26 protein-coding genes and 1 tRNA gene are annotated in these 24,925 nt (G+C 69.7%); 17 read left to right on the top strand and 10 right to left on the bottom strand.

Translation table 11 applies throughout. The features are described from left to right. Positions 1 to 30: 30 nt before the first annotated feature. Together RIC31_RS17040 and RIC31_RS17035 are read right to left on the bottom strand one after the other, a co-directional pair. Complete coding sequence (locus RIC31_RS17040; RefSeq protein WP_350110296.1) at positions 31 to 285, bottom strand: hypothetical protein; 255 nt, start codon at positions 283 to 285, stop codon at positions 31 to 33. Between the two features lie 89 nt (positions 286 to 374). After that, a complete protein-coding gene (locus RIC31_RS17035) occupies positions 375 to 1,256 on the bottom strand; it encodes a S49 family peptidase (RefSeq protein WP_350110293.1) in 882 nt (293 codons plus the stop codon). Between the two features lie 221 nt (positions 1,257 to 1,477). On the opposite strand from RIC31_RS17035, the gene RIC31_RS17030 reads away from it, so the two are divergent. Then, complete coding sequence (locus RIC31_RS17030; RefSeq protein ID WP_350110290.1) at positions 1,478 to 2,770, top strand: NCS2 family permease; 1,293 nt, start codon at positions 1,478 to 1,480, stop codon at positions 2,768 to 2,770. Between the two features lie 21 nt (positions 2,771 to 2,791). On the opposite strand, the gene RIC31_RS17025 is transcribed toward RIC31_RS17030, so the two are convergent. After that, positions 2,792 to 3,550 (bottom strand): tRNA1(Val) (adenine(37)-N6)-methyltransferase, encoded by a 759-nt coding sequence (locus RIC31_RS17025; RefSeq protein ID WP_350110287.1) that lies wholly within the window; start codon positions 3,548 to 3,550, stop codon positions 2,792 to 2,794. Then, entirely contained in the window at positions 3,528 to 3,746 is a 219-nt protein-coding gene (locus RIC31_RS17020; RefSeq protein ID WP_350110284.1) for a putative signal transducing protein, read from the bottom strand. Before RIC31_RS17020 ends, RIC31_RS17025 begins: the two co-directional genes overlap by 23 nt. 119 nt (positions 3,747 to 3,865) lie before the next feature. Between RIC31_RS17020 and RIC31_RS17015 the strand changes: the two genes are divergently transcribed. Next, positions 3,866 to 4,894 (top strand): polyprenyl synthetase family protein, encoded by a 1,029-nt coding sequence (locus RIC31_RS17015; RefSeq protein ID WP_502990132.1) that lies wholly within the window; start codon positions 3,866 to 3,868, stop codon positions 4,892 to 4,894. 22 nt (positions 4,895 to 4,916) lie between these two features. Here the strand turns inward: RIC31_RS17015 and RIC31_RS17010 are convergent, their stop codons facing one another. The 3 genes from RIC31_RS17010 to RIC31_RS17000 form a co-directional block, all read right to left on the bottom strand. Further along, positions 4,917 to 5,201, bottom strand: coding sequence for a DUF2061 domain-containing protein (locus RIC31_RS17010; RefSeq protein ID WP_350110281.1), 285 nt, complete (start codon positions 5,199 to 5,201; stop codon positions 4,917 to 4,919). A gap of 201 nt (positions 5,202 to 5,402) precedes the next feature. Further along, positions 5,403 to 8,273: a hypothetical protein gene (locus tag RIC31_RS17005; protein WP_350110278.1), complete on the bottom strand. Its 2,871-nt coding sequence runs from the start codon at positions 8,271 to 8,273 to the stop codon at positions 5,403 to 5,405. A 49-nt stretch (positions 8,274 to 8,322) separates the two neighbouring features. Further along, on the bottom strand, positions 8,323 to 9,234 hold the full coding sequence (locus RIC31_RS17000) for a class I SAM-dependent methyltransferase (protein ID WP_350110275.1): 912 nt from the start codon (positions 9,232 to 9,234) through the stop codon (positions 8,323 to 8,325). 242 nt (positions 9,235 to 9,476) lie between these two features. Between RIC31_RS17000 and RIC31_RS16995 the strand changes: the two genes are divergently transcribed. From RIC31_RS16995 to RIC31_RS16950, 10 genes are all read left to right on the top strand, one after another. Then, on the top strand, positions 9,477 to 9,818 hold the full coding sequence (locus tag RIC31_RS16995) for a nuclear transport factor 2 family protein (protein ID WP_350110272.1): 342 nt from the start codon (positions 9,477 to 9,479) through the stop codon (positions 9,816 to 9,818). Beyond that, positions 9,819 to 11,390: an NTP transferase domain-containing protein gene (locus RIC31_RS16990; RefSeq protein ID WP_350110269.1), complete on the top strand. Its 1,572-nt coding sequence runs from the start codon at positions 9,819 to 9,821 to the stop codon at positions 11,388 to 11,390. 3 nt (positions 11,391 to 11,393) lie between these two features. Continuing rightward, positions 11,394 to 11,753: a cupin domain-containing protein gene (locus RIC31_RS16985; protein WP_350110266.1), complete on the top strand. Its 360-nt coding sequence runs from the start codon at positions 11,394 to 11,396 to the stop codon at positions 11,751 to 11,753. A 33-nt stretch (positions 11,754 to 11,786) separates the two neighbouring features. Continuing rightward, complete coding sequence (locus tag RIC31_RS16980; RefSeq protein ID WP_350110263.1) at positions 11,787 to 12,299, top strand: HAD hydrolase family protein; 513 nt, start codon at positions 11,787 to 11,789, stop codon at positions 12,297 to 12,299. Positions 12,300 to 12,312: 13 nt separating this feature from the next. Then, positions 12,313 to 13,488 (top strand): class II D-tagatose-bisphosphate aldolase non-catalytic subunit, encoded by a 1,176-nt coding sequence (locus tag RIC31_RS16975; RefSeq protein WP_350110260.1) that lies wholly within the window; start codon positions 12,313 to 12,315, stop codon positions 13,486 to 13,488. Continuing rightward, positions 13,485 to 14,306 carry a glycosyltransferase family protein gene (locus RIC31_RS16970; protein ID WP_350110257.1) on the top strand — a complete coding sequence of 274 codons (822 nt, stop codon included), beginning with the start codon at positions 13,485 to 13,487 and terminating at the stop codon, positions 14,304 to 14,306. Before RIC31_RS16975 ends, RIC31_RS16970 begins: the two co-directional genes overlap by 4 nt. 112 nt (positions 14,307 to 14,418) lie before the next feature. Then, positions 14,419 to 14,982, top strand: a complete 564-nt coding sequence (locus RIC31_RS16965) for a type 1 glutamine amidotransferase domain-containing protein (protein ID WP_350110254.1) — start codon at positions 14,419 to 14,421, stop codon at positions 14,980 to 14,982. A 105-nt stretch (positions 14,983 to 15,087) separates the two neighbouring features. After that, positions 15,088 to 15,531, top strand: coding sequence for a host attachment protein (locus RIC31_RS16960; RefSeq protein WP_350110251.1), 444 nt, complete (start codon positions 15,088 to 15,090; stop codon positions 15,529 to 15,531). Between the two features lie 33 nt (positions 15,532 to 15,564). Beyond that, on the top strand, positions 15,565 to 15,723 hold the full coding sequence (locus tag RIC31_RS16955; RefSeq protein WP_350110248.1) for a hypothetical protein: 159 nt from the start codon (positions 15,565 to 15,567) through the stop codon (positions 15,721 to 15,723). Continuing rightward, on the top strand, positions 15,720 to 16,112 hold the full coding sequence (locus tag RIC31_RS16950) for a VOC family protein (RefSeq protein ID WP_350110245.1): 393 nt from the start codon (positions 15,720 to 15,722) through the stop codon (positions 16,110 to 16,112). Before RIC31_RS16955 ends, RIC31_RS16950 begins: the two co-directional genes overlap by 4 nt. A gap of 62 nt (positions 16,113 to 16,174) precedes the next feature. On the opposite strand, the gene RIC31_RS16945 is transcribed toward RIC31_RS16950, so the two are convergent. Then, positions 16,175 to 17,215 carry an Ldh family oxidoreductase gene (locus tag RIC31_RS16945; RefSeq protein WP_350110242.1) on the bottom strand — a complete coding sequence of 347 codons (1,041 nt, stop codon included), beginning with the start codon at positions 17,213 to 17,215 and terminating at the stop codon, positions 16,175 to 16,177. A gap of 191 nt (positions 17,216 to 17,406) precedes the next feature. Here RIC31_RS16945 and RIC31_RS16940 point away from each other — a divergent pair. Beyond that, positions 17,407 to 17,483, top strand: a tRNA-Pro gene (locus tag RIC31_RS16940). Between the two features lie 60 nt (positions 17,484 to 17,543). Here the strand turns inward: RIC31_RS16940 and RIC31_RS16935 are convergent. Next, entirely contained in the window at positions 17,544 to 17,690 is a 147-nt protein-coding gene (locus RIC31_RS16935; RefSeq protein WP_350110239.1) for a hypothetical protein, read from the bottom strand. A 149-nt stretch (positions 17,691 to 17,839) separates the two neighbouring features. Then, entirely contained in the window at positions 17,840 to 19,501 is a 1,662-nt protein-coding gene (locus RIC31_RS16930) for a WSC domain-containing protein (protein WP_350110236.1), read from the bottom strand. A 338-nt stretch (positions 19,502 to 19,839) separates the two neighbouring features. Between RIC31_RS16930 and RIC31_RS16925 the strand changes: the two genes are divergently transcribed. The 4 genes from RIC31_RS16925 to RIC31_RS16910 all read left to right on the top strand — a co-directional run bounded on the left by RIC31_RS16925 (position 19,840) and on the right by RIC31_RS16910 (position 24,924). Beyond that, positions 19,840 to 21,618, top strand: coding sequence for a hypothetical protein (locus RIC31_RS16925; RefSeq protein WP_350110233.1), 1,779 nt, complete (start codon positions 19,840 to 19,842; stop codon positions 21,616 to 21,618). 99 nt (positions 21,619 to 21,717) lie between these two features. After that, complete coding sequence (locus RIC31_RS16920; protein ID WP_350110230.1) at positions 21,718 to 22,758, top strand: glycosyltransferase family 4 protein; 1,041 nt, start codon at positions 21,718 to 21,720, stop codon at positions 22,756 to 22,758. 97 nt (positions 22,759 to 22,855) lie between these two features. After that, positions 22,856 to 24,487 carry a GMC family oxidoreductase gene (locus RIC31_RS16915; protein WP_350110228.1) on the top strand — a complete coding sequence of 544 codons (1,632 nt, stop codon included), beginning with the start codon at positions 22,856 to 22,858 and terminating at the stop codon, positions 24,485 to 24,487. A gap of 11 nt (positions 24,488 to 24,498) precedes the next feature. Continuing rightward, complete coding sequence (locus RIC31_RS16910) at positions 24,499 to 24,924, top strand: gluconate 2-dehydrogenase subunit 3 family protein (RefSeq protein WP_350110225.1); 426 nt, start codon at positions 24,499 to 24,501, stop codon at positions 24,922 to 24,924. Position 24,925: the final 1 nt, after the last annotated feature.

Genomic DNA, 24,925 nt, shown 5'->3' with positions numbered 1-24,925 from the left:
GGCGTAGAGCCTAAACGGGAAGCGGGACGATCAGAGACGGTCGTCCCGTTTGTCTTTGGCGACGTAGTTTCCGCTCTCGTCCTTGACCAGGTCCAGGACACCGTCCGCCGGCTCATCGGCCCGGGACGGCGCGGAGCGGCGTGAATCGGCCTGGGCCGGGCCGCCGCGGGCCGGGCGCTCGGCCTTGCGCTTGCGCGCGTCGTCGAGCCGGCCGATCAGCTTGAAGCCGTACCAGACCGCGCCGAGGATGGCGACCAGCGCCACGATCTTGCTGAGACTGAACATCGGACCGTTTTAACCTGCCGCCGCGGCAACGCAAGGCCGGCGCGAGCCGGATGGCACTACCGGCACTACCGCGAAACCCGGATGGCAGTTCAGAGGCCGAAGCGCGACCACAGCGCGCGCTCCTCGACCGCCGAAATCAGCGACTCCGCAAAGCCGCCGAACAGGCCTTCCCCATCCGCCGTGCCGGCCCCCAACGCGGTTGCGCCGGCCTGCGCCAGCCCGAACCGGCGCATCAGCCCCGGCCTGCGGCTCAGGGTCCGGAACCGGGTGCGCGCACCGTAGCGCTCGCGCAGGGTGCGGCGCAGTTCGCCCTCGCCGTCGGCCAGGCCGAGCGCGACGCCGCGCGGGCCGGTCCAGAACTTGCCTTCCAGCAATTCCGGGTCCTCGTCGGGCTTCAGCCGGTCGCCGCGGCGCTCCCGTACCCAGTCGATGAAGCGGGCATGCAGCTCGCCCTGGATCGCCTTCAGATGCGCGACGTCGTCCGGGTTCTCGGGACGGAACGGGTCGAGCAGCGCCTTGCGGCTGCCGGCGGTGTGCACCCGCCGCTCGACGCCGAGCCGGGACAGCGCGTCCTGGAAGCCGAAGCCGGCGCTGATCACGCCGATCGAGCCGACGATCGAGGTCGAGGTCACCCGGATCTCGTCGGCGGCGCAGGCCAGCCAGTAGCCGCCGGAGGCCGCGACGTCCTCGACGAAGGCGACAACCGGCTTTTCGGTCTCCGCCGCCAGGTCGCGGATCCGCCCGGCGATCAGCTCGGACTGCGCCGGCGAGCCGCCGGGCGAGTTCACCACCAGGGCGACCGCGGTCACCGAGCGCGGCCGGAACGCGGCCTCCAGCAGGGGGGCCAGCGACTCGACGGTGAGGCCGCGGCGCATCGGGCCGACGCTGCCGATCACGCCGCGCAGCGGGACGACGGACACGATCGGCGGCCGGCCGCGGACCCTGTCCAGGATGGGATCGAACCATGACATGGACGCCTAGATAGGGCACCGGGGCCGGCTCCACAATGTGCGGCCGCGATGCCGGCGGTGGCGGCACGGCTCCGATTCCCCGATGCCGGTGCCGGGGCCGCGAACCGTCAACCGGCCGCGTACCATGCATCCCCGGCCGCGCTCGACACCCGATGGTGCGCCCCGCACACTGGTCGCAACCGGCCGGGCGAGGGGCGCCCGGTCAACCAGCGGGGGTGCGCATGTTCGAATCCACCTTCAGGCTCTCCGAGCATGGAACGACGGTCCGCACCGAGGTGCTGGCCGGCATCACGACGTTCCTGACGATGGCCTACATCATGTTCGTCAACCCGATGATCCTGGCGGACGCCGGGATGGACCAGGGCGCGGTGTTCGTCGCGACATGCCTGGCCGCCGCCATCGGCACGCTGATCATGGGCCTGTACGCCAACTACCCGATCGCCCTGGCGCCGGGCATGGGGCTGAACGCCTACTTCACCTACGGCGTCGTGCTGGGAATGAACTACTCCTGGCAGGTGGCGCTGGGCGCGGTGTTCCTGTCCGGCGTGCTGTTCGTGATCCTGTCGCTGCTGCCGGTCCGCGAATGGGTGGTGAACTCCATCCCGCGGTCCCTGAAGATCGCGATCTCGGCCGGCATCGGCCTGTTCCTCGCGATCATCGGCATGAAGAACGCCGGACTGGTGGTCGACCATCCGGCCACACTGGTCGGACTCGGCGACATCACCTCGGCGGCGGTGCTGCTGGCCAGCGCAGGCTTCATGGCCATGGTGGTCCTCGACCACCTGAAGATACCGGGCGCCATCATCCTGTCGATCCTCGGCGTCACCCTGGTCGGCGTGGTGCTCGGGGTCAGCCCGCCGGGCGGAATCATGTCGATGCCGCCGAGCCTGGCCCCGACCCTGATGCAGCTCGACATCGTCGGCGCCCTCAACGTCGGCCTGATCGCGGTGGTCTTCGCGTTCTTCTTCGTCGACCTGTTCGACACCGCCGGCACCCTGGTCGGCGTCGCCCACCGGGCCGGGCTGCTCGACGAGCAGGGCCGCCTGCCGCGGCTCAAGAAGGCGCTGATGGCCGACTCGGTGGCCACCGTGGTCGGCTCCGGCCTCGGCACCTCGACCACCACCAGCTACATCGAGAGCGCCGCCGGCATCCGCGCCGGCGGCCGGACCGGCCTGACCGCCTGCGTGGTCGCGATGCTGTTCCTGCTCGGGCTGTTCTTCTCGCCGCTCGCCGGCACCATCCCGGCCTATGCCACCGCACCGGCGCTGGTCTACGTCGCCTGCCTGATGGCACGCGGCCTGGCGGAACTGGACTGGGAGGACATGACGGAGTCGGCGCCGGGCGTGATCGCGGCGATCTCGATGCCGCTGACCTTCTCGATCGCCACCGGCATCGGGTTCGGCTTCATCAGCTACGTCGTGATCAAGCTGCTGACCGGCCAGGCCGGCAGGGTTTCCGCGGCGGTATACGTGATCGCCGCGCTGTTCGTGGTGAAGTTCGCCCTGGTCTCCTAGGACGATCTCCCAGACCGGAGGTCACGGGCCAAGATCCAGGCCGGCGCCGCGCAATGCGGCGTCGGCCGCTTTCGTATAGCCGCCCCCGGCATCGTGCAGCACCAGGCCGGCCGCCAGCCTGAGCGGTGACCGGACCCCGTTGCGGGCAGTCACGATCACCCGCTTCGCCTCCTGCCCGGCCCTGGGCCATAGCGGGAACACCACGATCTCCCCGAAGCCGTCCAGCGCGGCCAGCAGATCGCCCAGCCGGTCGGCCCGGTGCACCATCGTCAGCCGTCCCTTGTGCCTGAGGCAGCGCCGCGCCCGCCCGACCCAGGCGACCAGATCCGACCCGGCCTCGACCCCGGCCGCCGCTCGCCCGGCATGCGGTGACGGGTCCGCCCGCTCCGCCGGCAGGTAGGGCGGGTTGCTCAAGACCTGGTCGAAATCGCCGGCGCGCCAGTCCGGCGGCAGCGTCGCCACGTCCGCCTCGGCCACCTCGACCCGCTCGCCGAAGCCGTTCAGGCTTGCGTTCGATCGGGCCAGCGCCGCCATCGCCGGGTCGCGCTCGACCGCGGTCACGGTCAGTGCCGGCTCGCGCGCCAGCAGGCACAGAAACACCGCACCGGCGCCGCAGCCCAGGTCCAGCACCCGTTCGCCGGCGCGCAGCGGAACCGCCGCCGCCAGCAGCACCGGGTCGATCGCGGCGCGGTAGCCGTCGCGCGGCTGGCGCAGCCGAAGCCGTCCGCCGAGCAGCGCATCCTCGGAAACCGCGCCGTCAGTCGTGGTCGAGCCGCTCACCCGCCGCCTCCAGTACCCGGCGCGCCTCGTCATAGTCGTCCGCCGTCACCATCAGCCGGCGCGGGATGGCCCCGGCGCTGCCTTCCAGCACGCTCATATGACCGTCGAGGATCAGGCTTTCGATGTCCTCCGCACGCAGCAGCGCTTCCAGATAAGACAGCCTTACCAGATCGTTGGTGCGCAGCAGCTCGCGCATGCGGCGTTCCGCCTCCCGTACGTTGGCGACCGGTTGTTGACTTGACCGAGATTGGAGCCTTTCTATGCTCGCTGCCAGCCCCAGCAGCGTCAAGCGACGCAGGAGATGCCGTGCCCTCGATCGCCGCCCCGGCCGACACCCACCGCCAGACGCCCCAGCCGGGGACCCACCAGGCCGGTGTGGAATCCCTCCGGCGGCTGGTCGCCGCCGACATGGAGAAGGTCAACCGGGCGATCGTCGAGAACATGCAGAGCCCGGTTGCGCTGATCCCGCAGCTGGCCGGCCACATCGTGGCGTCCGGCGGCAAGCGGCTGCGGCCGATGCTGACGCTCGCGACCGCCGGGCTGTGCGGCTACACCGGCGAGCGCCACATCGGGCTGGCCGCCTGCGTCGAATTCATCCACACCGCCACCCTGCTGCATGACGACGTGGTCGACGAGAGCGACCTGCGGCGCGGCCGCGACACCGCCAACGCGGTATGGGGCAACCAGGCCAGCGTGCTGGTCGGCGACTTCCTGTTCAGCCGGGCGTTCCAGCTGATGGTCGGCGACGGGTCCCTCAAGGTCCTCAAGATCCTGTCGGACGCCTCGGCGATCATCGCCGAGGGCGAGGTCCACCAGCTGGTGACGACCAACGACATCGCCACCACCGAGGACGCCTATCTCGAGGTGATCCGCTGCAAGACCGCGCAGCTGTTCGCCGCCGCCGCACAGATCGGCCCGGTGGTCGCCGAGCGGCCGGAAGCCGAGGAACTCGCGCTGGAGAATTTCGGCCGAGACCTCGGGGTCGCCTTCCAGCTGGTCGACGACGTCCTCGACTATGCCGCCGAGCAGGCGGCGTTGGGCAAGACCGTCGGCGACGACTTCCGCGAAGGCAAGGTCACCCTGCCGGTGATCCTGGCCTGCCAGGCCGGCGACGCGACCGAGCGGGCGTTCTGGAAGCGCACCATCGAGGATCTCGACCAGCGCGACGACGACCTCGCGGAGGCGCAGCGGCTGATGGCCCAGCACGGCACCCTGGAAGCCTCGCTCGACCGGGCCAGGACCTATGCCGGGGCGGCCCGGGAGGCCCTGCGGGGGTTCCCGTCGAATCCGTACCGCGCCGCGCTCGAGGAGCTGGTCGACTTCTGCGTCGAGCGCGCCTACTGACGCGACGCCCGCAGCCCTGTCGCTATCCCCAGTCGACCCGCGCCCAGGCGCGCTCGTGCAGGTAGTACAGCCCCATCTTGGTCAGCACCTCCAGGCTGGCGATCGAGCTTGCCCAGGCGAAGCTGCCGGTCACGAAGAAGCTGATGATGAAAGTGTCGATGGTGGCGGTGACGCGCCAGCTGACCGTCTTGGCCAGGGAATGCCGGCGCGACATCGCTCCGCGCGACGCCCTGGGCGATGCCGCGGCCCCCTGAACCGCCGCCGTCTGGCCGGCGGACGTCCGTGTCCTGTCGTCGGGTCCCGTCATGGGATGCTCCGTGCCTCACGAGCCAGGGCCCACGGAACACATCCGTGGCGCTTTAGCAGTTGGTTTCGCGGCCGCAAGCTGCCCCTCAAATCCCGCGGGTCGTGTTTCGGGCGACCACCCCGTTGCCGGCACATTCGACGTTTCCAGCGCCAGGATCAAACAAAAATCGCCTGAGTCCCGGTCCGTCTCGCACCGATCCGGTCAGGCCGACAGCGCCGACCTGAGCTTGTCGACATAGATGCGGTAGTCACCCAGCGCCCGCCGCAGGTCACCCGAGAAGGTGACTCCGGCCATCTCTGCTGCCTTTTCGAGGTAGTAGAAATAGGCTTGGTCGAAGGTCTCTGCCTCGAGGTCGTACCAGCCGTCGACGACCGAGGCCGCGTGCCGGGTCCAGTCGTCCGGCATGCCGACCCAGGTCTCGAAGTCGATCCGGCGATCGGAGAGATGGCTCATCGGCAGGTCGCCGCCCCGGAAGACCGCGGTCTCGAACAGCCGGCGCGGCATCGGCGCCAGGGAGTGGCGGATCACGGTCGCCCAGTACTCGATCAGACCCTTGGGATAGCGGATCAGCGGCTTGCTCTTCCGGATGATCGCGAAGTTCATGTAGTCGGGTACGCCGAGAACCGGTCCCAGGTTGCGGTAGAGATGCTTCAGCGTCACGTCGCTCTCGGGCAGGTTCTTGTACGGCCTGAACACCTCGTTTTCCGTTTCCAGCGTCGCCAGCAGGAAATTCTCGAAGTCGTCGATATGACCGGCAAACATCACGTCCCCGGTCAGGTAGGGGCCGTCGAACTGCATCGGCGGCGTGAAGATGAAGTTCCGTTGCCCGACGGCGGTGTACTCCGAGAAATTCCGTTCGCAGTGCAGGACATGGTCGCAGAGCGCCGGCAGGTCGGCGTGCAGGTCGGTCCGGATCTTGATGACGTAGTCGATGCCGCCAACCCCGCGGAGATGGTCGAGGCCGATCTTGGTGCTGAGCATCTGCCGCACCCGGTTGCGCAGCGGGATTCGATCCCGGGACCAGGCGGGCGTGGTGTCCCGGCTGAACAGGGCATGGCAGTTGTCGCCCCGCAAGCCGGGATCCGCCTCCCCCTCCCAGGTCGACAGGACCACTGCCTTGAACCGCTCGCCGAAGTCGTCGACCAGCCGCTGGATGTTGTCCCGGCAGTCGAAGCCGCGATGCGTCACCGGCCCTTGAATGACCAGCCCGAAAGTCCGCGTTGGCGGACGATCCGCCGGCGGCTTGGCGACAGCCGGCGGGACCCTTACCGGCGGCGCGTTCTGGAACGGACGCTCCGGCAGAACGTCCCGGTCCCCGCACAGCGGTCGCACGGTGTCGAGCCAATGGGTCAACGCCTGCGAGATGCGGTTGAGCCCGAGCAGGAAATAGAAGAGCTGAGCGGCCCCGGACTGATCCCCGGGATGCATCGCAACCGACTCCCGCAGCACGGCGACCGCCCGATCGGCTTCGTCCTCGGCCTTGCTCAGCTGCAAGAGCATCCCGACCCGCCGGAAGTCGCGGAAGTCGGCCTTCAGGCTGGCGACCGACCGGCGCAGCCGTCCGACGGCCGGCTCGACTCCCTCGGTCTCGCTGTATTTCGCCACGTCTGCGAGGAGGCTGCGCAGTTCCAGGGTCTGTCGGCGACCCGTGGCCTTGACGCCTTCGGACAGTGTCGCAACGCCCTCCTCGTGCCGGCCGAGGACCATCTGCATCAGCGCGAGATCCTCAACCTCCGTCAGCAGCGGCTGCCGCAGGCGGAAAGCGGTCTGCAGGGCGTCGCAGGCCTCGGCGTACAGGCCGGCGGCCTGGGTCAGCTTCGCCACGATGGTATGGAGAGGGTGATACTTCGGGAACTGCCGGGCGCCCTTTCGCGCCACTTCCAGCGCCGCTTCCGGAGCCGTACAGCGGATCTGGATTTCCGCGAGTTCCTCCAGCAGTTGCGGCGCATCCGGCAGACGCCGGATCGCCTCGCCGAGCACCTGGATGACGTCGTCCCGCCGACGGTCCAGTTCCAGGGACCGGGCGTAGGCGAGGATACAGGGAACGTCGTTCGGCGCGAGCCGGACCGCCGCCTCGAGAGTTTCGACAGCGTGTTGGGACTCGAGCAGACCGTGATAGAACAGCCCGAGCCGGAGATGCTCGGGAACCGGGTTCTGCGAACGCGCAAGCATGTCGCGCAGCGCTTCGACGAGTTCACGGCGCAGGATCGAATGTTGATTCTGGGCCACCAGGCGGGCGAGCGCCTCATGGTCGCGCGGCCGTGCCAGATCGAACGCCACCCCCTGATAGCGGACCGCAGCCGGCTCGTCCTGCCATCCGAGCTGCCGGTGCGTCCAGGCCAGCCAGAGGCCGGCCATGAGATTCTCGGGATCGCGGCGCAACGCCCGTGCGAGGGCGGCCGACGCCGACAGCAGGTCGCCGGCGCGAACCAGGTGGATACCGAGATCGGCCATGAAGCGAGGCGGGTGATCGACGACCGGCTGCCCGGCCGCTCGCCAGACGGTCAAGGCGTCGGCGTGGCCGTCGAGCCGGACGGCCGCCGCCGCCAGGGCAACCGTGGTGGCGCGGTCGGTACTGAGCTCGACGGCGTTCAGCAACTCGACCCTGGCCTGGTCGGCCGGACCATGCTCCGCCAGGATCAGGGCGAGTTGAACCTGCAACTGCCGGGCGGCCGGCATGGCCGCCAGGCTCGTGCGGAGCACCTGCACCGCCGCCTCGGGCCGCCCGAGCTCGGTGTAGCAGGCGGCGAGGCGACCGGCGATCTTGCGATCGGGAGCGTGATGCAGGGCGATCTCCAGGACCGTACGGGCCTCGCCGGATGCCTGGAGCTTGCCGAGCCACCCCCCGCAGGCCGTGAGGAAGGCAAGGTTCGTCGGATCCAGGCAGACGGCGCTCCTGACCAACGCCACCGCCAACGTCCGTCGGTTGCCGTTCCAGAGCTCCGTCGCGAAGTCGATCAGCGTCCGGGCGCCGTCCGGGGACCCGTCGAACGCCTCCAGGCGCGCCCGCAGCTCGTCGCCCGGCCGGACCTCTTCCGGGACCGGACTGTCGAGGATGGTGTCCGCGGCCACCGGCCTCACCCTCTCGGCCGCCGGCGGCGGACGATGCCCAATGGCGCCGTCATACCGCCTTGACGGCGAGCAGAGTGATGCGCTTGTCCGGCAGTCCGGGCAGGCCGCTCTCCATCCGGAAATCCGCCGTCCACTCCGCGCCCGCGTCGGGCGGTGTACCGACGGTGGCATGCAGGGTGAAACCGAGGTCGCCGAAGCAGTCCCGGTACTCCGCCACCGTCATGTACTGGTGGATCTCCAGCTTCTCGACGTTCCAGCGGGCCGGGTCGGCCTGCTTCAGCTTGTTGTACTGGGTCAGCAGGATGCACAGGTCGTGGGAGCCGATTTCCAGGGTGTCGGCGCCGGCCCAGCGATGCGCCATGCGGCGCGCCGGGTATTCATCGAGAAACCGGCCGACGGCCCCACGGGCCTGCGCATTGAGGACCCGAACCGTCACCCGCACATCGTCCGGGCACAGCACGTTGTCGGTGATCGCGACCGCTCCGCCCGGCGCGACCACTGTCGCCACCTGGGCCAGCGCCCGGCGAGCCGCGTCGAGGCCAAGCGCGTGATCGATCGGCTCCGCGACGTCGCCGTTCGGACGTCCGCAAAACGAATACACCTCGTGCAGCATGTCGAGCATGAACACCAGGTCGAAGCGGTCGGCTGACCGGCCGAGCTCGAATATGTCGGCCTGGCGCCACTCGAGCCGGGGATCGCCGTAGCGGCGCGCGGCGGCCTCGACCACCGCGGCATCATAGTCCAGGCCGACCAGCCGGCGCCCACCCAGTGCGTCCAGATAATGCAGCGCGATCTCGCTGGTCCCGCAGCCGATGTCGAGCAATCCGTCGACCTTGGACGGGCCATGGGCCGCGATCAGGGCGTCGAGGGCCTTCACCTTGTACTGGGCGGTCTCGCCCTGCACGAGGTTGTCCCAGTAGGCATCCCGCTTTCGCGACTTGTGCGTCTGAGTGAGTTCCATTCCCGGCCCGGTTTCTCCGCTGATCGCGATTGTTTCGGCAGTCGGCATCGTAGCCCGCGACAGGTGGCTGGGAAAGCGCAAGACCGGCCCATCCGGGCGAACCGGATGTCCACGCCGACCGGCCGCCGGTCCCAGGTCGTGCGTTGACACCGGGCCTTGGTGACGGAACAGTCTGACCCGTTCGGGAGTGCGGCGGTGCGCCGCGATCCCCGGGGCCGGCGGGCGACGATTGGGGAGAGCGAATGAGCGGCGACCATGACTACCGATGGATCGCGGAAGCCTACGTCTCCGCGTTCAACGGCCGCGATCTCGAACGTCTCGCGGCGCTGTTCACGGAAACGGTGTCGTTGCGCGACTGGTCCCTGGACGTGCACGGCCGCGAGGCGGTGCTGCAGGCCAATCGCGACATGTTCGCCGCCACCGAGTCGATCGAGGCTTCGATCCTCAAGAGCGTGGTCGAGGACCGGACGGTCGTGCTGGAGCTGGTCATCGTCGTGAACCGCACCGAGCGCCTGGCGGTCGTCGACGTCCTGGAGTTCGACGCCTCCGGGCGCCTGCTGGCGATCCGCGCCTACAAGAGCTAGATGCCGACCCGCACCACCGTCTGCATCCTGGCCGCCGGCGCCGGCACGCGGTCCCGGGCCAGCGCCATGGGCATGCACAAGGCGCTGCTGCCCGTGGGCAACCGCGCGGTGCTGAGCCATATCATCGGGCAGTTCCCGCCGGACAGCCGCTTCGTGCTGGCACTCGGTCACTATGCCGACCAGGTTCGCGACTACCTCGCCGCGGCGCACCCGGACATCGACGCCGTGTGCGTTCCGGTCGACCGAGTGACCGGTGCCGGTGCCGGGCCGGGCTACTCGCTGCTGGCCTGCCGACCGCATCTGCAGGAACCGTTCGTATTCACCGCCTGCGACACCTTGGTGCCGGCCGAGATTCCGGCGACCGACCGAAACTGGCTGGGGGTACAGCCGGTCGACCGTCCGGAGCGCTGGTGCACGGTGGCGACGGCCGGCGACCGCGTCACCGGACTGTTCTACAAGCGCGCCGGCACCCCGCCCCTCGGATTCATTGGCATCGCCGGGGTGAACGACCACGACCGGTTCTGGACCGCCCTGGAACGCGGCCTGGCGACGCGAGCGGAGTCGCAGGTCGTGCCCGGCCTGGAAGCGCTCATCGAGCCGGGGCTCGCAGCGGTCGAGTTGCCCTGGCACGACACCGGGGACGAGGAGGGATACGCCGCGCTGCTCGGACGGTTCGACCCGAACTACTCGTTCGAGGGCAAGACCACCGACGCCACCTACCGGCTGGACGACCGGATCATCAAGTTCTTCGCCGATCCGGCGGTCTCGGCCCGGCGGTTCGAGCGCGGCCGGCGGCATCCCGAGGCGTTCGCGGCGGTGCTGGAGCACCGGGGCCACTGCTACAGCTACCGCTTCGTGGAGGGCAAGAATCTGGCCGGCCGGCTCGATCCCGGCCGCATGACCGCCCTGCTGGACTGGCTGGAGACCGCGTTCTGGCGCAGTCATCCGTGCGATCCCGGCGAGTTCGCGGCGCTGTGCCGGCGATTCTACCGCGACAAGACATTGGACCGGCTCGGATCCTATCTGGCCCGGTTCGGCGACGGGGCGGAACCGGAAATCCTGCGGATCGACGGCCTGTCGTGCCCGCCGGCCGCCGTCCTGGTCGAGGACCTGCCGAAGGCGTTCTGGAGCGGGGGGCTTCCATCGACCTTCCACGGCGACCTGCATGCCGACAACGTGCTGGTCGACGGCGACGGCCGGTTCACGCTGATCGACTGGCGGCAGGACTTCGGCGGCCTGACCGCTTATGGCGACCGCTACTACGACCTGGCCAAGTTCTTCCACACCCTGGACTTCAGCGTGGCGGCGATGCGCGACGGCTTCCGCATCCGGGAAGCCGGAGGCGAGGTCGCCCTGGCCCACGACCCGCTGCCCGAGGCCGACGCCCTGCAGGCCGCCTTCTGGGCGTTCTGCGCGCGGCACGGCTACGACCGGCACCGAATCCAGGTGCTCAATGCCCTGATCTTCGTCAACATGGCCCCGCTGTACGACCGGCCGCTGGCCGACTACCTGTATCTGCTCGGGCGCCGCCGCCTCGCCGAGGCACTGGCCGGGCCGGACTCGGAGCACTGAGCGATGGCGATCACGACCGTGACCAAACCCTGGGGCAAGGAGATCCTGGTCGCCCATACCGACCGCTATGCCCTCAAGGACATCCACATGAAGGCCGGCACCCGCTCGAGCCTGCAGTCGCATGTCCGCAAGCACGAGACCATCCTGGTGGTGTCGGGCCGGATCGCGGTGGAGACCGGGCCGAACCCGACCGAGCTGACCTCGCGGACCTATGGCCCGGACGAGAGCTACACCGTCGCGCCCGGCACCGTGCATCGCGTGACCGTCCTCGAGGATTCGCGCCTGATCGAGGCCTCGACACCGGAACTCGACGACCTGATCCGGCACGCCGACGATTTCGGGCGCGGTTCGCCCGGCGCCTGACGCCGCCGCTTCCTCACGACACCCTGGGGTGCCATGCCGATCGACCCGAAAGTCCTGATCCTCGACGTCGACGGCGTTCTCACGGACGGGGCGATCTACTATTCCGACGCCGGCAAGGTCCTGAAGCGCTTCGGCCCCGACGACAACGACGCCATCGGCCTGCTGGCCGGCCGGCTGCCGGTCCATGTCATCAGCGGCGACAAGCGCGGCTTTCCGATCACCCGCAGGCGCGTCCAGGACGACATGGGGCTGCCGCTCGACCTGGTCAGCACCCTGCACAGGGTCGACTGGATGGCCGAGCGCTGGCCGCTGGACAGCGTCATCTACATGGGCGACGGGATCTTCGACGCCGTGGTGTTCGGCGCAGTGGGCTATTCCATCGCCCCGGCCGACGCCGACCCGCTGGCGCGCGCGCATGCCGACTACGTGACCGAACGCAAGGGTGGCGACCGGGCGGTCGCCGAGGCCTGCCTGCATGTCCTGGCGAAATTCTTCGAGCCCTTCGATCTGTTCCGCTACAAGGAAGAGGCGGGGAGTTCATCCTGAACGGGGGCAGCGGATGGGGGCGGTACGCGAGCGGTTGCTCGCCCAACTGAGGACATGGCCGAAGACCCTGCTCGGTGTCGGCGTGGTGAGCCGGCTGACCGTCGAGGCCACGGTCGAACTCGCCAACGAGCACGACGTGGACCTGATGCTGATCCCCAGCCGCCGCCAGGTCGACACCGACGCGCTCGGCGCCGGTTATGTCGAAGGCTGGTCGGCAGACCGGTTCGCCGAGTTCGTCCGCGCCCGCGACACCGGCGGGCGGGTGCTGCTGTGCCGCGACCATGGCGGCCCCTGGCAGAACGCACGCGAACTGGCCGGCGCGCTGAGCGAATCCGACGCGATGGCGTCGGCGATGAGGTCCTACGACGAGGACATCGAAGCCGGCTTCTCGGTCCTGCATCTCGACACCAGCGTCAGCCCGGACGGCGAGCCGCCGGGGGACGTGGCGCTCGAGCGGCTGTTTACGCTGTACCGCCACTGCACCGACACCGCCCGCCGCCTGGGCCGGGAGATCGCCTTCGAGATCGGCACCGAGGAACAGGACGCGGTGACGCACGGCCTGGACGACCTGTCGGACATGCTGGAGCGGGTGCAGCGGTTCTGCCGGGAACAGGACGTCGAGCCACCGCTGTTCGTGGTCGCACAGACCGGCACCAAGGTCCTGGAAACCCGGAACGTCGGGTCGTTCGGATCGCCCTACCGCATCCGCGGCGAGATGCCGTCCGAGATCCACGTGCCGCAGCTGGTCGATCGGCTTCGGTCCTTCGACGTCCTGCTCAAGCAGCACAACACGGATTACCTGAGCCGCGAGACCCTCCGTTCGCTGCCGGCCTACGGCATCGCCGCCGCCAATGTCGCCCCGGAGTTCGGGGTGACCGAGACCCGCGCCCTGTTGCACGTGCTGGAGGCCAACGGCCTGCTGGACCTGCGCGACCGCTTCCTCGAGCTCGCGCTGGCCAGCCGCAAATGGGAGAAGTGGATGCTGGCGCAGACCCGCGCCGACGACCGCGACCGCGCGGTGATCGCGGGGCATTATGTCTTCTCGACACCGGAATTCGCCGTCATCCGGCATGACGCCGATGCCCGGCTTGCGGCCCGCGGCGTCGACCTGGAAGGCCACCTGAAGTCTCGGGTGAAGGACGCCATCCGGCGCTATCTGGAATGCTTCCGGCTGACGGGTGTGCCATGAGGGAAGTCGCCACCATCATCCTGACCCGCAACCTGCCGCAGGTCGCGAACCGCCTGTACGAGCAGTTCGAGCGCCAGAACAACGGCGAGACCGACATCTACGTGGTCGAGAGCGGCACCAGCCGGGACCAGCTCTGCGACTACTACACCTACTGGGCCAACTGGGACGAGGCGCTGAAGGAGGGGTTGCGGTACCCGCGCGGCTTCAACTTCGGCCTGCTGCAGCTGCTGCGCGAGGCCAAGTTCCACGCCTACGACTACTTCCTGCTGGTGTGCAACGACGTCACCTTCGAGGCCCCGCTGGTGCCGATCCTGCTGGACGAGATCAAGCGGCACCCGCGGGTCGGCATCCTGTCGCCCTGCGGCGTGCACTGGGCCGAGTACGCCCAATTGCCGGCCGACCAGACCCGCTATGTCTGGCACATGAACCACATCGTCTGGCTGGTCCGGCGCTCGTTCGTCGAAACCGTCATGGAACGGGTCAGTCCGAGCCACATGAACCTGCTGTACGACGGCGCCAATTTCCGGGGCTACTGCGCCGACCTGGAGCTGATCATCAAGGGCTACGTCAACGAGTACGCCTCGGCGGTCACCAACCGGGTGTCCTTCGAGGAGGACACCAGCCTGCTGCGCGACCAGGCCGACCTGATCCGCACCGACCCGCTGTCGATCAACCAGCGCCGCGTGGTCGAGGAAGGCCGCGAGTGGATGCACCGCAAATACGGCTTCACCTCGATGTCGCAGATGCAGGTCTACGCCCGCACCTTCTACGACCGGTTCTTCGAGCTCTACCCGATGCTGTCCGACCACCGGTTCTGACGGGCGACACAAGCGCGCAGGCGATGCGGTCGACGGAACAATCCGCGCCGCTGCGAGTCCCATTGAGTGGCACGGGCACGTTCGCCCGCCTACCCACCCGATGGAGACGCATATGCCGGACATCCGGAACGCCAGGATCCTGATCCTCGCCACCAACGGCTTCGAGCAGTCGGAGCTCGAGGTGCCCCGCGACGAGTTGCGCCGGGCCGGCGCCGAGGTGCATGTCGCCAGCCCGGACGGCAAGAGCATCCGCGGCTGGGACAAGTCCGACTGGGGCCGGACGGTGGCGGTCGACCTGAAGGCCGCCGACGCCGAATGCGCCGCCTACGACGGCCTCGTGCTGCCGGGCGGACAGATCAACCCCGACCTGCTCCGCATCGACCGGTCCGCGATGGCGGTCGTGCGGGCGTTCCTCGGCAGCGGCAAGCCGGTCGCGGCGATCTGCCACGGCCCGTGGCTGCTGGTCGAGGCCGACGCCGTGCGCGGCCGCGACGTCACCTCCTACCCCTCGATCCGGCGCGACCTGGAGAACGCCGGCGCCACCTGGATGGACGAGCCGGTCGTGGTCGACGGCGGCATCGTCACCAGCCGCAACCCGGGCGACCTGCCGGCCTTCGTCTCGAAGATCGTCGAGGAGGTCGGCGAGGGCCGCCACCGGCAGCGCGCGACCGGCTGACCGGGCCGCGCCCTGTCCGCGCCCCGGACCGGTTCCTGCAAGGAACCCCGGCCGGGGTGTGCGGGTTGATCATTCGTCCACAGTACGAAGGACAGGAGACTTCCGATGGCCAAGCCGGTGACCTGGATCGTCGTCGCGGATGCGGGGCGCGCCAAGGTCTACGAGGCCGTGGGCGGCATCGCCGCCAGGTCCTGGAAGCGGCGCCACGAGATGACCGCGGCCCTGCCGCCCAGCCGCGACATCGACAGCGACAGACCGGGCCGCAGCTTCGACAGCGGCGGCCCGGGCCGCCATGCGATGGAGCCGCCGACCGACCCGCACGAGCACGCCAAGGAGCGCTTCGCCCGCGACGTCATGCAGACCCTGGACGACGGCCGCCGCCACGAGGCCTTCCAGGACCTGGTCGTGGTCGCGGCGCCGGCCTTTCTCGGCGACCTGCGCTCGAAGATGCCGGACCGGCTGCGGGATCGCGTCCGCCACGAGGTCGACAAGGATTACTCGAAACTCCCCGAGGACGAGCTGCGGCAGCGCATCCGGGACAGTATCTGAACCGACCGTTTCGCAAGCGAGGACACACGCACCATGACCGACAATCCGAAGACCAAACAGGAGCAGGACGCGGAGCTGGACGAGGAACTGGAGGACTCGTTCCCGGCCAGCGATCCGCCGTCCTCCTCGACCCCGGGCGGCGGCTCCGGCGCCCCGGACCACGACAAGGAAGACGAGAAGAAGAAGCCGTGACGGCCACCGACACCGACCCCCGGCGGCGGGCGCCAGCGATCGAGTCGGTCAGCGCGGTCACGCTGGCGACCGCCGACATGTCACGGGCCGTCGACTTCTACCGGCGGCTCGGCTTCGGACTCACCAAGGGCGGGGCGGGAGCCGCGTTCACCACCCTCGATGCCGGCGGCCAGAGCCTGAACCTGACCGCCGAGGCCGGCACCGGCGCGCCGGGCTGGTGGGGCCGGGTGATCTTTCACGTCGCCGACGTCGACGCCAGCTACCGCCACGTGCTGGCCCAGGGCGTCACGCCGGAGTTCCCGCCGCGCGACGCGCCCTGGGGCGAGCGCTACTTCCACATGGTCGACCCGGACGGCCACGAGATCAGCTTCGCCCGCCCTTTGGAGTGACGGGTCTTTCCCGGGCGCGCTCGACAGCCTGAGGCGCCCCGCCTGCGCGGGGCCGCGAAGGTTCAGCCGCCGGCCAGGTCCAGGATCCTGGCGTGCAGGGCCGCGTCCACCGCTACGCCGGCGGTCGCGGTCGTCGCCCGGTTGCGGCGCCGCCGGTCGGCCGGCAGCCGCACGCCCTCCTCCGCAGTGATCTGGGCGAACAGCAGTTCGGCATGGGTGGCGAAGCCCTCGGGGTCGCCGAACCGGGCCGGGTCGATCGCCAGCATCAGCTCGCCGCCCTTTGGCGGGCCGCCGTCGCCGTTGTCGGCGGCCAGCGCCTCGAAGCTGAACTTGTCGCCGATCAGGGCGCCGACCAACAGCTCGATCATCAGCGCGATCGAGGCCCCCTTGTAGCCGCCGAACGGCAGCTGGGCGCCGCCGTCCAGGATGGCTTTCGGGTCGGTGGTCGCGTTGCCGTCGGCGTCGATGCCGGTACCCGGCGGCACCTCGTGGCCCTCGCGCGCGGCGATCATGATCTCGCCGCGGGCCAGCGCCGACGACGCCTGGTCGAACACCAGCGGGTCGCGGCCCGGCCGCGGCCAGGCGAAGGCCATGGGGTTGGTGCCGTAGATCGGCCGCCGTCCGCCGGCCGCCACCACATAGGGGAAGGCGGCGGTAAAGGCGAAGGCACACAGCCCCTGCTCGGCCAGCGCCTCGACCTCCGGCCAAAGCGCCGCGAAATGGTGGATGTCGTTCAGCGCCAGCGCCGCGATGCCCTGGCTGCGCGCCTTGCCCATCAGCGGCTCGCGGCCAGCCTGCAGCGCCAGCGGCGCGAACCCGCCCTTGCCGTCGACCCGCACCACACCGGGGGCCAGGTCCTCGACCTGCGGGCGGGCGCTGCCGTTCACCTTGCCGCTGCGCAGCGACGCCACGTAGCCGGGCAGCCGGAACAGGCCGTGCGACAGGCAGATGTCGCGCTCGGCGGCGGCGATGGTGTCGGCCACGGCCCCGGCGTTGACGGCGTCGCAGCCGTTGGCGACGAGGCAGCGGCTGGCGAGCGCGTGCACCTCGCCGAGGCTGAGATGGACGCTGGCGGCGGCAGGGGGGGCGGCAGGCCCGGCCATGGACGGTCTCCCTGGTGTGGCGGAAGCGAATCCGCGACAGCTAACCAGAGGATCGCGGCGCCGCAAACCCACCGGCCGGCCGGCGCCGGAAATTCCTTGGCCGCCAGCACGATCCGGGCTTGATGCCGCTTCGGCGACCCGCTATATCACGCCCTCGCATCCCGGCGGGCCGCCTATCAGCCCGTATCGGTCGGGGAGTAGCTCAGCCTGGTAGAGCACTGTCTTCGGGAGGCAGGGGCCGGAGGTTCGAATCCTCTCTCCCCGACCAACATCTTCCTGCTGCAAATCCGACTGAGCCGATTGCCCCGGCGCTCCCGGGAGTCCCTGCTTACCCCCCTTGGGAGCCGCACTCGGCTTCCAGCTGGGCGAAGACGTCCTCCGCCGGGCGGTGGAACAGGTCGGGCTCCTCCAGGTTCACCAGATGGCCGGTCGCCGGCACCACCGACAGCCACACATCCGTGCTGGCCTGTCTCATGAACCGGCCCGAGCTCAGCGCTCCCGGAAGTCCTCGAACGCGCGGGTTCTTGTACTTGAGCTGGATGCGGTTCGGCGCCTTCTTCAACGTATTGATCGCCTCGGCGAAGCCGCACCGCTCGTACAGCAGCGCCCGGCCGCCCACCGCCGTCAGTTGCGGGGCTTGATCCCAGTCGAGTAGACCGAGTTGGCGTAGTGGCCGCCGCACTTCTCGCCCGGCTTGCCGCCGCAGTCGTAGTCGCAGGACGGCGACGTACCGTGCTTGCCATAGCTGTTCCCGCAGGCGCATTCGACGCCGTACTGGGTTCCGGCGAAGGCGAAGCCCTTGCCGGCGCAGTGCCGTACGCAGGCCTGGCCGGAGTTCGCGTTGCCAAGTTTGGTGAAGTCCCGCAGGTCGCGGTCGCCGCGCTTGTCGACGAAGCAGCCGAGATAGGTGCCGCGGGGTGCGTCGAGTTGGCGGAACGGCGTATCCGGCGGCAGCTGCTGCACCGCGGCCGGCGACACGCCGGTCGCGTAGATCGAATTGGCGTAGTAGCCGCCGCAGATCTCGCCCGGCGCGCCGGTGCAGGCGTAGTCGCAGGCCTTGGACGGGCCGTGCTTGCCATAGGTGTCGCCGCAGGCACACTCGCGCCCGTACTGGGTGCCGGCGTAGATGTAGCCCTTGTCCGCGCAATGCTTGGTGCAGGCCTGGGGCGAGTTGGTGGATTCGAGCTGGGTGAAGTCCGGCAGGTCGCGATCGCCGCCCTTGTCGGCATAGCAGCCGAGGAAGGCGCCGGCCGCCGCGCCGGAGTTGCCGGGGGACGGGGTCGGGGACGGGGACGGTTGCCGGGTCGCGACCGCCGTCACGCCGGTTGCGTAGATCGAGTTGGCGGCGAACCCCCCGCACTTCTCGCCGGGCCGGCCGCCGCAGTCGTAGTCGCAGACCGCCCCCGACGTGCCGTGCTTGCCGTAGCTGTTCCCGCAAGCGCATTCGACGCCGTACTGGGTCCCGGCGAACGCGAAGCCCTTGCCGCCGCAGTGCGCGATGCAGCTTTGTGCGGAATTTCTTCCGCCGAGCTTCGTCAAGTCGGGCAGGTCGCGATCCTGGACCTTGTCGGCATAGCAGCCGAGATAGGCGCCGCGGGGTGCGTCGAGCTGGCGGAAGGGGGTGTCGGGCGGCAGCTGCCGGGTCGCGGCCGGCGACACGCCGGTGGCGTAGATCGAGTTGGCGGCGAAACCGCCGCACTTCTCGCCGGGCCGGCCGCCGCAGTCGTAGTCGCACACCGCCCCTGACTGTCCGTGCTTGCCGTAGCTGTTGCCGCAGGCGCATTCGACGCCGTACTGGGTCCCGGCGAACGCAAACCCCTTGCCGCCGCAGTGTGCGATGCAGCTTTGTGCGGAGTTTCTTCCGCCGAGCTTCGTCAAGTCGGGCAGGTCGCGATCCTGGACCTTGTCGGCATAGCAGCCGAGGAAGGCACCGGCCTGCGGGTCGGCCGCCGGAGCGCCGGGCGCGGTGACCGGCCCGGCTGCCGATGCGCCGCCGCAGGAATCGTCACGGAAGCACTGCCGGAGAAAGTCGCGCAACTGGCCGCTGACACCGGCGCGCACGGTGTCGACGTCGACGACCACCAGCACGCGCCGGGCGGCGGCGCTGACTAGGTTCGGCGTGTCGTCGTCGGCGACGCAGGCGATGTAGGCCGAGGTGTGGCCGACGGTGTCGCCGAAGATCCAGCCGTCCTGGCTCCGCACCTGAAACGGCAACGAGAACCGGCTGGCCGCCGCCGCCAGGGCCCGGCGCGCGCGCTGCTCGCACTCCGCCTGGGTGACCGACACCCAGTTCCAGTTTCCGGCTGAATGGGTCTGTTGTGCCTGAGCCGGATCGAGCATCCAGGATACGGCCAACAGAATTGACATCGCCCACAGGGCGATCGTGGCTGGTCGTCGCATCGTCTCCCCCCGCGATTGTGAGCCAGCTATGCTGTGTGTCCCCGCAATGCGCAGCCGGGGCGTCTGGACGACCCGGCCAGTTCGAAGATGATTTACTGATCGGTGGCTGTCCAGGATTCCGGATTGACCGAAGGATCACGAGGCCTTGAAGGCCGCAACAGTGGCCAGGGCCGCACCGACGGGACTATGATCGGTTCCGAGGATGGTCGGGTGCGGGGAGACACATGACCAAGCTTCGCCTTGCAGTCCTGCTCGGCGCCGCGGCCTTGCTGCCCGGCGCGCCTCCGCAGGCACATGCCGACGCGCCGCCGGGCCACGAGATCAGGGAATTCGGCCAGTCCATCCAGGGGCCGGCCCTGCGTGGCGCTTCCGGCAGCGGGCCGGCCGGCGTCGGCACCACCCCGGCCGACCGGGTCGACACGCTGGGCGGGCTGCTGGGCCCGATCGTGTCCGGCAGCGGCGACCTGTCTCCGACGACGCCCGGCAGTTCTTCGCCCACGGCTTCGAACGGATCGCCATCGACCCTGGACAGCCTGTTCGACGATGTCGACGCCGAGGCCTCGAAGCGCTGCGACGAGATCGCCCGGGCCGATGGCGCCGGCCTCGACCGCCAGGCGGCGGAGCTGGACCGCCGGCGCCAGGACGAACTGGCGCGGCTGAAGCGGATCGAACAGGCCGAGCAACGCATCGCGGGCCTCAGGGGCGAGATCGATGCGCTGGACCGGGACATCGCCGGCCGCGAACAAACCAAGAGCCCCGAAGACGAGGCCCAGAGCCGCAAGATGGACGGCCTGCGGGACGACCTGGACGCCGCCCGCAAGGAGCTCGAGCGCAAGCGCTTCGAGCTGCGGCAGCTGGACGAGAAGAACGACCTGCTGCGGCAGCACCGCGACACGTTCGCGGCCGCCAGCGCGAAACTGCGCGACGCCACGGCCCGGATCGACTCCCTCACTCGGCAGATCCAGGATCTCCAGGAGGGGAACCGCACCACGGTCACGACCCGGGCCGGCGACGCCGCCTATGTCCGTCACGCCAGCCAGGAGTTGCAGGGGCAACTCGATGCTGCCCTCGAGGCACGGGCTGCAGCGCTGGCCGAGGCCGGAGGGGCGCTGTATCTGACCCATGCACCGGCGTCGCTCGCCGAGCTGGCGGCGCAGACCTCGCAGCTGCACGCCGACTGGCAGCAGTATCAGCATCAGCGCCAGGGGATCGCGACCCGGCTCCGCTGGCTGGAGGGCGAGCGGATTCCATCGCTGGAGCGCGACTTCAACGCTGCCGAGACGGCCGGCGCCGCCGCCACGGCCCGCAGCGCCGAGCTCGATGCCTTGCGGGACCGGCGCCGGCAACGCCAGCAGGACTACGACCTGGCCCGCGAGGACATGGTGACCGACCGGGTGGCGGCGGTGCTCGCCTTCAAGCTCGACACCGCGGTGCGCGACTGCATCGACCAGCGCCGGGTCGCCGGGACGAGTGCTCCGCCGCCGGCCACGACGGGCGGGCGGCAGACGGTGACCGGGACGATCACCCGGACCTGCTACGGACCGACCACCGGACCGACGGTCCAGCTCTTCCGGGGCTTCACCTACGCTCCGCATGAGTGGCAGCCGATGTCGCTTCACGTCAGCGACAACAACACCGTCGGGTTCGGCTTCATGCCCGGTTCGATCTATGGCGGCACCCGGCTCTACAAGACGGACACCTCCGGCAACACCTATCTAGATCGCGGCACCGGCCACCTGGACCCGGCGAGCGGCCGGCTCGTGCTGCGCGCCGAAGGCACCAGCATCTTCAACACTCTGCAGGGCACCGGGGCCAACCTCAGGACGGTGCGCTCCAGCGTCTGGCCGCTGGTGCTGATCGGCGAGTTGCGGCCGGATTCCTCGGCGCCGCGGGGATGGCGCGGCCACGGCAAGGGACAGATGGGTTTCAAGCTGTCCTACAGGCAGAACTTCGGCTCGTATCACGGAGACGAGCCTTGCGAGATCGAGTGGACGGTCCCGTGATCCCAGGCCGGCCGGCGGCTCGCCCCACCGTCACACTACTGTTATGAAAAATCCTTAGATTCCAGGGTGATTCGCCCACAGCCCGGGATGGCCGGCGCCGTGCACATCCTGATCGCGACCGACGCGTGGTACCCGATGATCAACGGCGTGGTGCGGGTCATCGACTCCGTGCGCCTGCGCCTGTTCGACCGCGGCCATCGCGTCACCGTCATCTCGCCGGACCAGTTCGCCTCGGTCCCCTGCCCCGGCTATGCCGAGATCCCGCTGGCGATCGCGCCGCAACGCCGGATCCGGCATTTCCTGAAGAAGGACCGGCCCGACGTCATCCACATCGCCACCGAGGGACCGATCGGCTGGGCGACGCGGGCGGCCTGCCTGTCCAAGGGGCTGCCCTTCACCACCGCCTATCACACCAAGTTCCCGCAGTACCTGACGGAGCGGCTCCCGATCCCGCTCGGCTGGGGCTACGGCGCGCTGCGCCGGTTCCACGGACCCTCGCGCTGCGTGTTCTCGCCGTCTCCGTCGGTGGCGGCAGAACTGAAGGAACGCGGATTCTCCAATGTGCTGGAGTGGAGCCACGGCGTCGACACCCGGACGTTCCGGCCGCGCGGCAAGGGGTTCTTCGACCTGCCGGGGCCGATCTTCATGTATGTCGGCCGGATTGCTGTCGAGAAGAACCTCCCAGCCTTCCTCGACCTCGACCTGCCGGGCAGCAAGGTGGTGGTCGGCCGCGGCCCCGACCGCGATGCTCTGATGAAGCGCTACCCGGACGTGCTGTTCCACGTCTGCCACGGCGACGACGAGCTGTCGCGCTGCTACTCCGCCGCCGACGCCTTCGTGTTCCCGAGCCGGACCGACACCTTCGGGCTGGTGATGCTGGAGGCGCTCGCCTGCGGCGTGCCGGTCGCCGCCTATCCGGTCCCGGGGCCGCTGGACGCGCTTGGTGCGACCGGGCCGATCGACGCGGGTCACGGCGTCCTGAACGACGACCTTCGCGCAGCGGCGCTCGCCGCCGTTGGGAAGTCTCCGGATGCCTGCCGGGCCTATGCCGAGAAGTTCGATTGGGACCGGGTCACCGACCAGTTCCTCGCCAACGTGGTCACGCTTGCCGCCGGTCCGGCCGCGACCATCGCCGCCTGACCCTCCGGGGCCGCAACCCGGCCGGAAGATCGCGCTTGGCCTTCGCACCGGGCCGCCCGACAATGCGCGCCAAAAGCGCATCGGGAGGAATTCACAGATGGCCCGAACGGCTGCATCGCCCAGCAACGATCCGGTTGACGTCCTGATCATCGGCGCCGGCGCGTCGGGTGCCGCGATCGCCTGGAGCCTGACCGAGACCAGGATGCGCATCCTGTGCCTGGAGCAGGGCGACTGGATGTCGTCGTCGCACTACCCGACGACGGCCAAGAACTGGGAGGCCCAGCAGTTCGGGGCCTGGCACGTCGACCCGAACGTCCGCGGGCGGGACACCGACTATCCGGTCAACGGCAGCGAGTCGCCGATCGACGTGCTGAACTTCAACGGCGTCGGCGGCGGCACGATCAACTACGCCGCCCATTTCCCGCGCCTGCACCCCTCGGACTTTCGCGTGAAGACCCTGGACGGCGTCGCCGACGACTGGCCGCTCGGCTACGATGACCTGGAGCCGTATTTCGTCCAGAACGACCGGATCATGGGGGTGTCGGGCCTGCCGGGCGACCCGATGTACCCGCCGAAGCTGCTGCCGCTGCCGCCGCTGCCCATCGGGCTGGTCGGCGAGACCGTGGCCCGCGGCTTCGACCGGCTGGGCTGGCACTGGTGGCCATCCGACGCAGCCATCCTCTCCCAGCCCTATGAGGGCCGCGACCGCTGCCTGAACCTCAATCCCTGCATGTCCGGCTGCTCGCAGGGCGCCAAGGGCAGCACCGACATCACCTATTGGCCCGAGGCGATCCGGGCCGGCGTCGAGCTGCGCACCCGCTGCCGGGTGCGCGAGGTGACGGTGAACGACGACGGCATGGCGGACGGCGTGATCTACTACGACGCCGACGGCCGCGAGCGCTTCCAGAAGGCCGAAGTGGTGATCATGGCCTGCAACGGGGTCGGCACCCCGCGCATCCTGCTGAACTCGACGTCGAAGCAGTTCCCCGACGGCCTGGCGAACCGCAGCGGCCTGGTCGGCAAGAACCTGATGTTCCACCCGGTGGCGCTGGCGACCGGCGTGTTCGAGGAGCGGCTGGACACCCACAAGGGGCCGAACGGCTGCTGCATCCTGAGCAAGGAGTTCTACGAGACCGACCTCGAGCGCGGCTTCGTGCGCGGCTACAACATGCAGGTGACCCGCGGCGCCGGCGGGCCGCTGGCGACCGCCATGCGCGGACTGGCGGCCGGCACGATTCCCTGGGGCCCTGGGCACCACGAGAAGTTCAGCCGGTACTTCGACCACACGGTGCAGTGCCTCGCGGTGTGCGAGGACCTGCCCGAGGAGTGCAACCGGGTGACGCTCGACCCCGAGCTGGTCGATTCCGACGGCATCCCGGCGCCGAAGATCAGCTACCGGCTGAGCGAGAACAGCAAGCGGATGCTGGCGCACGGCCTGGAGCGCGGCAAGGAGGTGATGCGGGCGGCCGGCGCGAAGGAGGTCATCGAGACCCCGCTGCTGCGGCCGTCCGGATGGCACCTGCTGGGCACCGCCCGCATGGGCACAGACCCCGAGCGTTCGGTGGTGAATTCCTGGGGCCGCAGCCACGACGTGCAGAACCTGTTCATCGTCGACGGCAGCCTCTTCGTCACCGCCGGCGGCGTGAACCCGACCAGTACCATCCAGGCGCTGGCGCTCTATATCGGCGACCGCATCAAGGCGAACCTCGCCAACCTGTTCGACGACTGAGGGGAATTCCGGTGACGACAGCCTTCAGCGACAGCCAGCGCCGCCGCCTCGCCGCCCTGCAGGACAGCATTCTGCCGGCCAGCGGCGACGGAACGATGCCCAGTGCGGCGGAGATCGACTTCCCGGCCTATCTGGCGGAGCAGGCGCCCGAGTACCGGGACGAACTGACCGCAATCCTGGACCGGTTCGACGACGGCTTTCCCGGCCTGCCCCTCGAGCGCCGCGTCGCGCTGGTGCGGGCGTTCTCGGAGGCCGACGCCAAGGCGTTCCGCAGCCTGGTGTTCCGGGTGTACGACAGCTACTATCAGGACGACCGGGTGCGCGCCGCCATCGGCGCCCGCCCCGGCCCGCCGTTCCCGGGCGGCCATTCGATCCCGGCCGGGGATCTCTCGTCCCTGGAAGCGGTCAAGGCACGCGGCAAGGGCTACCGGCGTTAGG

The sequence above is a fragment of the Thalassobaculum sp. genome, assembly GCF_040219615.1.
Lineage (GTDB): Bacteria > Pseudomonadota > Alphaproteobacteria > Thalassobaculales > Thalassobaculaceae > Thalassobaculum_A.
The sequence above is the reverse complement of the archived record's forward strand: the minus strand, read 5'-3'. Positions and strand labels throughout refer to the sequence as shown.

What these genes read in the sequence shown, in the direction of transcription:
- RIC31_RS17040 (WP_350110296.1), bottom strand. Translation starts at nt 285, where the DNA reads ATGTTCAGTCTCAGCAAGATCGTGGCGCTGGTCGCCATCCTCGGCGCG.
- RIC31_RS17035 (WP_350110293.1), bottom strand. Translation starts at nt 1,256, where the DNA reads ATGTCATGGTTCGATCCCATCCTGGACAGGGTCCGCGGCCGGCCGCCG.
- RIC31_RS17030 (WP_350110290.1), top strand. Translation starts at nt 1,478, where the DNA reads ATGTTCGAATCCACCTTCAGGCTCTCCGAGCATGGAACGACGGTCCGC.
- RIC31_RS17020 (WP_350110284.1), bottom strand. Translation starts at nt 3,746, where the DNA reads ATGCGCGAGCTGCTGCGCACCAACGATCTGGTAAGGCTGTCTTATCTG.
- RIC31_RS17010 (WP_350110281.1), bottom strand. Translation starts at nt 5,201, where the DNA reads ATGACGGGACCCGACGACAGGACACGGACGTCCGCCGGCCAGACGGCG.
- RIC31_RS17000 (WP_350110275.1), bottom strand. Translation starts at nt 9,234, where the DNA reads ATGGAACTCACTCAGACGCACAAGTCGCGAAAGCGGGATGCCTACTGG.
- RIC31_RS16995 (WP_350110272.1), top strand. Translation starts at nt 9,477, where the DNA reads ATGAGCGGCGACCATGACTACCGATGGATCGCGGAAGCCTACGTCTCC.
- RIC31_RS16990 (WP_350110269.1), top strand. Translation starts at nt 9,819, where the DNA reads ATGCCGACCCGCACCACCGTCTGCATCCTGGCCGCCGGCGCCGGCACG.
- RIC31_RS16985 (WP_350110266.1), top strand. Translation starts at nt 11,394, where the DNA reads ATGGCGATCACGACCGTGACCAAACCCTGGGGCAAGGAGATCCTGGTC.
- RIC31_RS16980 (WP_350110263.1), top strand. Translation starts at nt 11,787, where the DNA reads ATGCCGATCGACCCGAAAGTCCTGATCCTCGACGTCGACGGCGTTCTC.
- RIC31_RS16975 (WP_350110260.1), top strand. Translation starts at nt 12,313, where the DNA reads ATGGGGGCGGTACGCGAGCGGTTGCTCGCCCAACTGAGGACATGGCCG.
- RIC31_RS16970 (WP_350110257.1), top strand. Translation starts at nt 13,485, where the DNA reads ATGAGGGAAGTCGCCACCATCATCCTGACCCGCAACCTGCCGCAGGTC.
- RIC31_RS16965 (WP_350110254.1), top strand. Translation starts at nt 14,419, where the DNA reads ATGCCGGACATCCGGAACGCCAGGATCCTGATCCTCGCCACCAACGGC.
- RIC31_RS16960 (WP_350110251.1), top strand. Translation starts at nt 15,088, where the DNA reads ATGGCCAAGCCGGTGACCTGGATCGTCGTCGCGGATGCGGGGCGCGCC.
- RIC31_RS16955 (WP_350110248.1), top strand. Translation starts at nt 15,565, where the DNA reads ATGACCGACAATCCGAAGACCAAACAGGAGCAGGACGCGGAGCTGGAC.
- RIC31_RS16945 (WP_350110242.1), bottom strand. Translation starts at nt 17,215, where the DNA reads ATGGCCGGGCCTGCCGCCCCCCCTGCCGCCGCCAGCGTCCATCTCAGC.
- RIC31_RS16935 (WP_350110239.1), bottom strand. Translation starts at nt 17,690, where the DNA reads ATGAGACAGGCCAGCACGGATGTGTGGCTGTCGGTGGTGCCGGCGACC.
- RIC31_RS16925 (WP_350110233.1), top strand. Translation starts at nt 19,840, where the DNA reads ATGACCAAGCTTCGCCTTGCAGTCCTGCTCGGCGCCGCGGCCTTGCTG.
- RIC31_RS16915 (WP_350110228.1), top strand. Translation starts at nt 22,856, where the DNA reads ATGGCCCGAACGGCTGCATCGCCCAGCAACGATCCGGTTGACGTCCTG.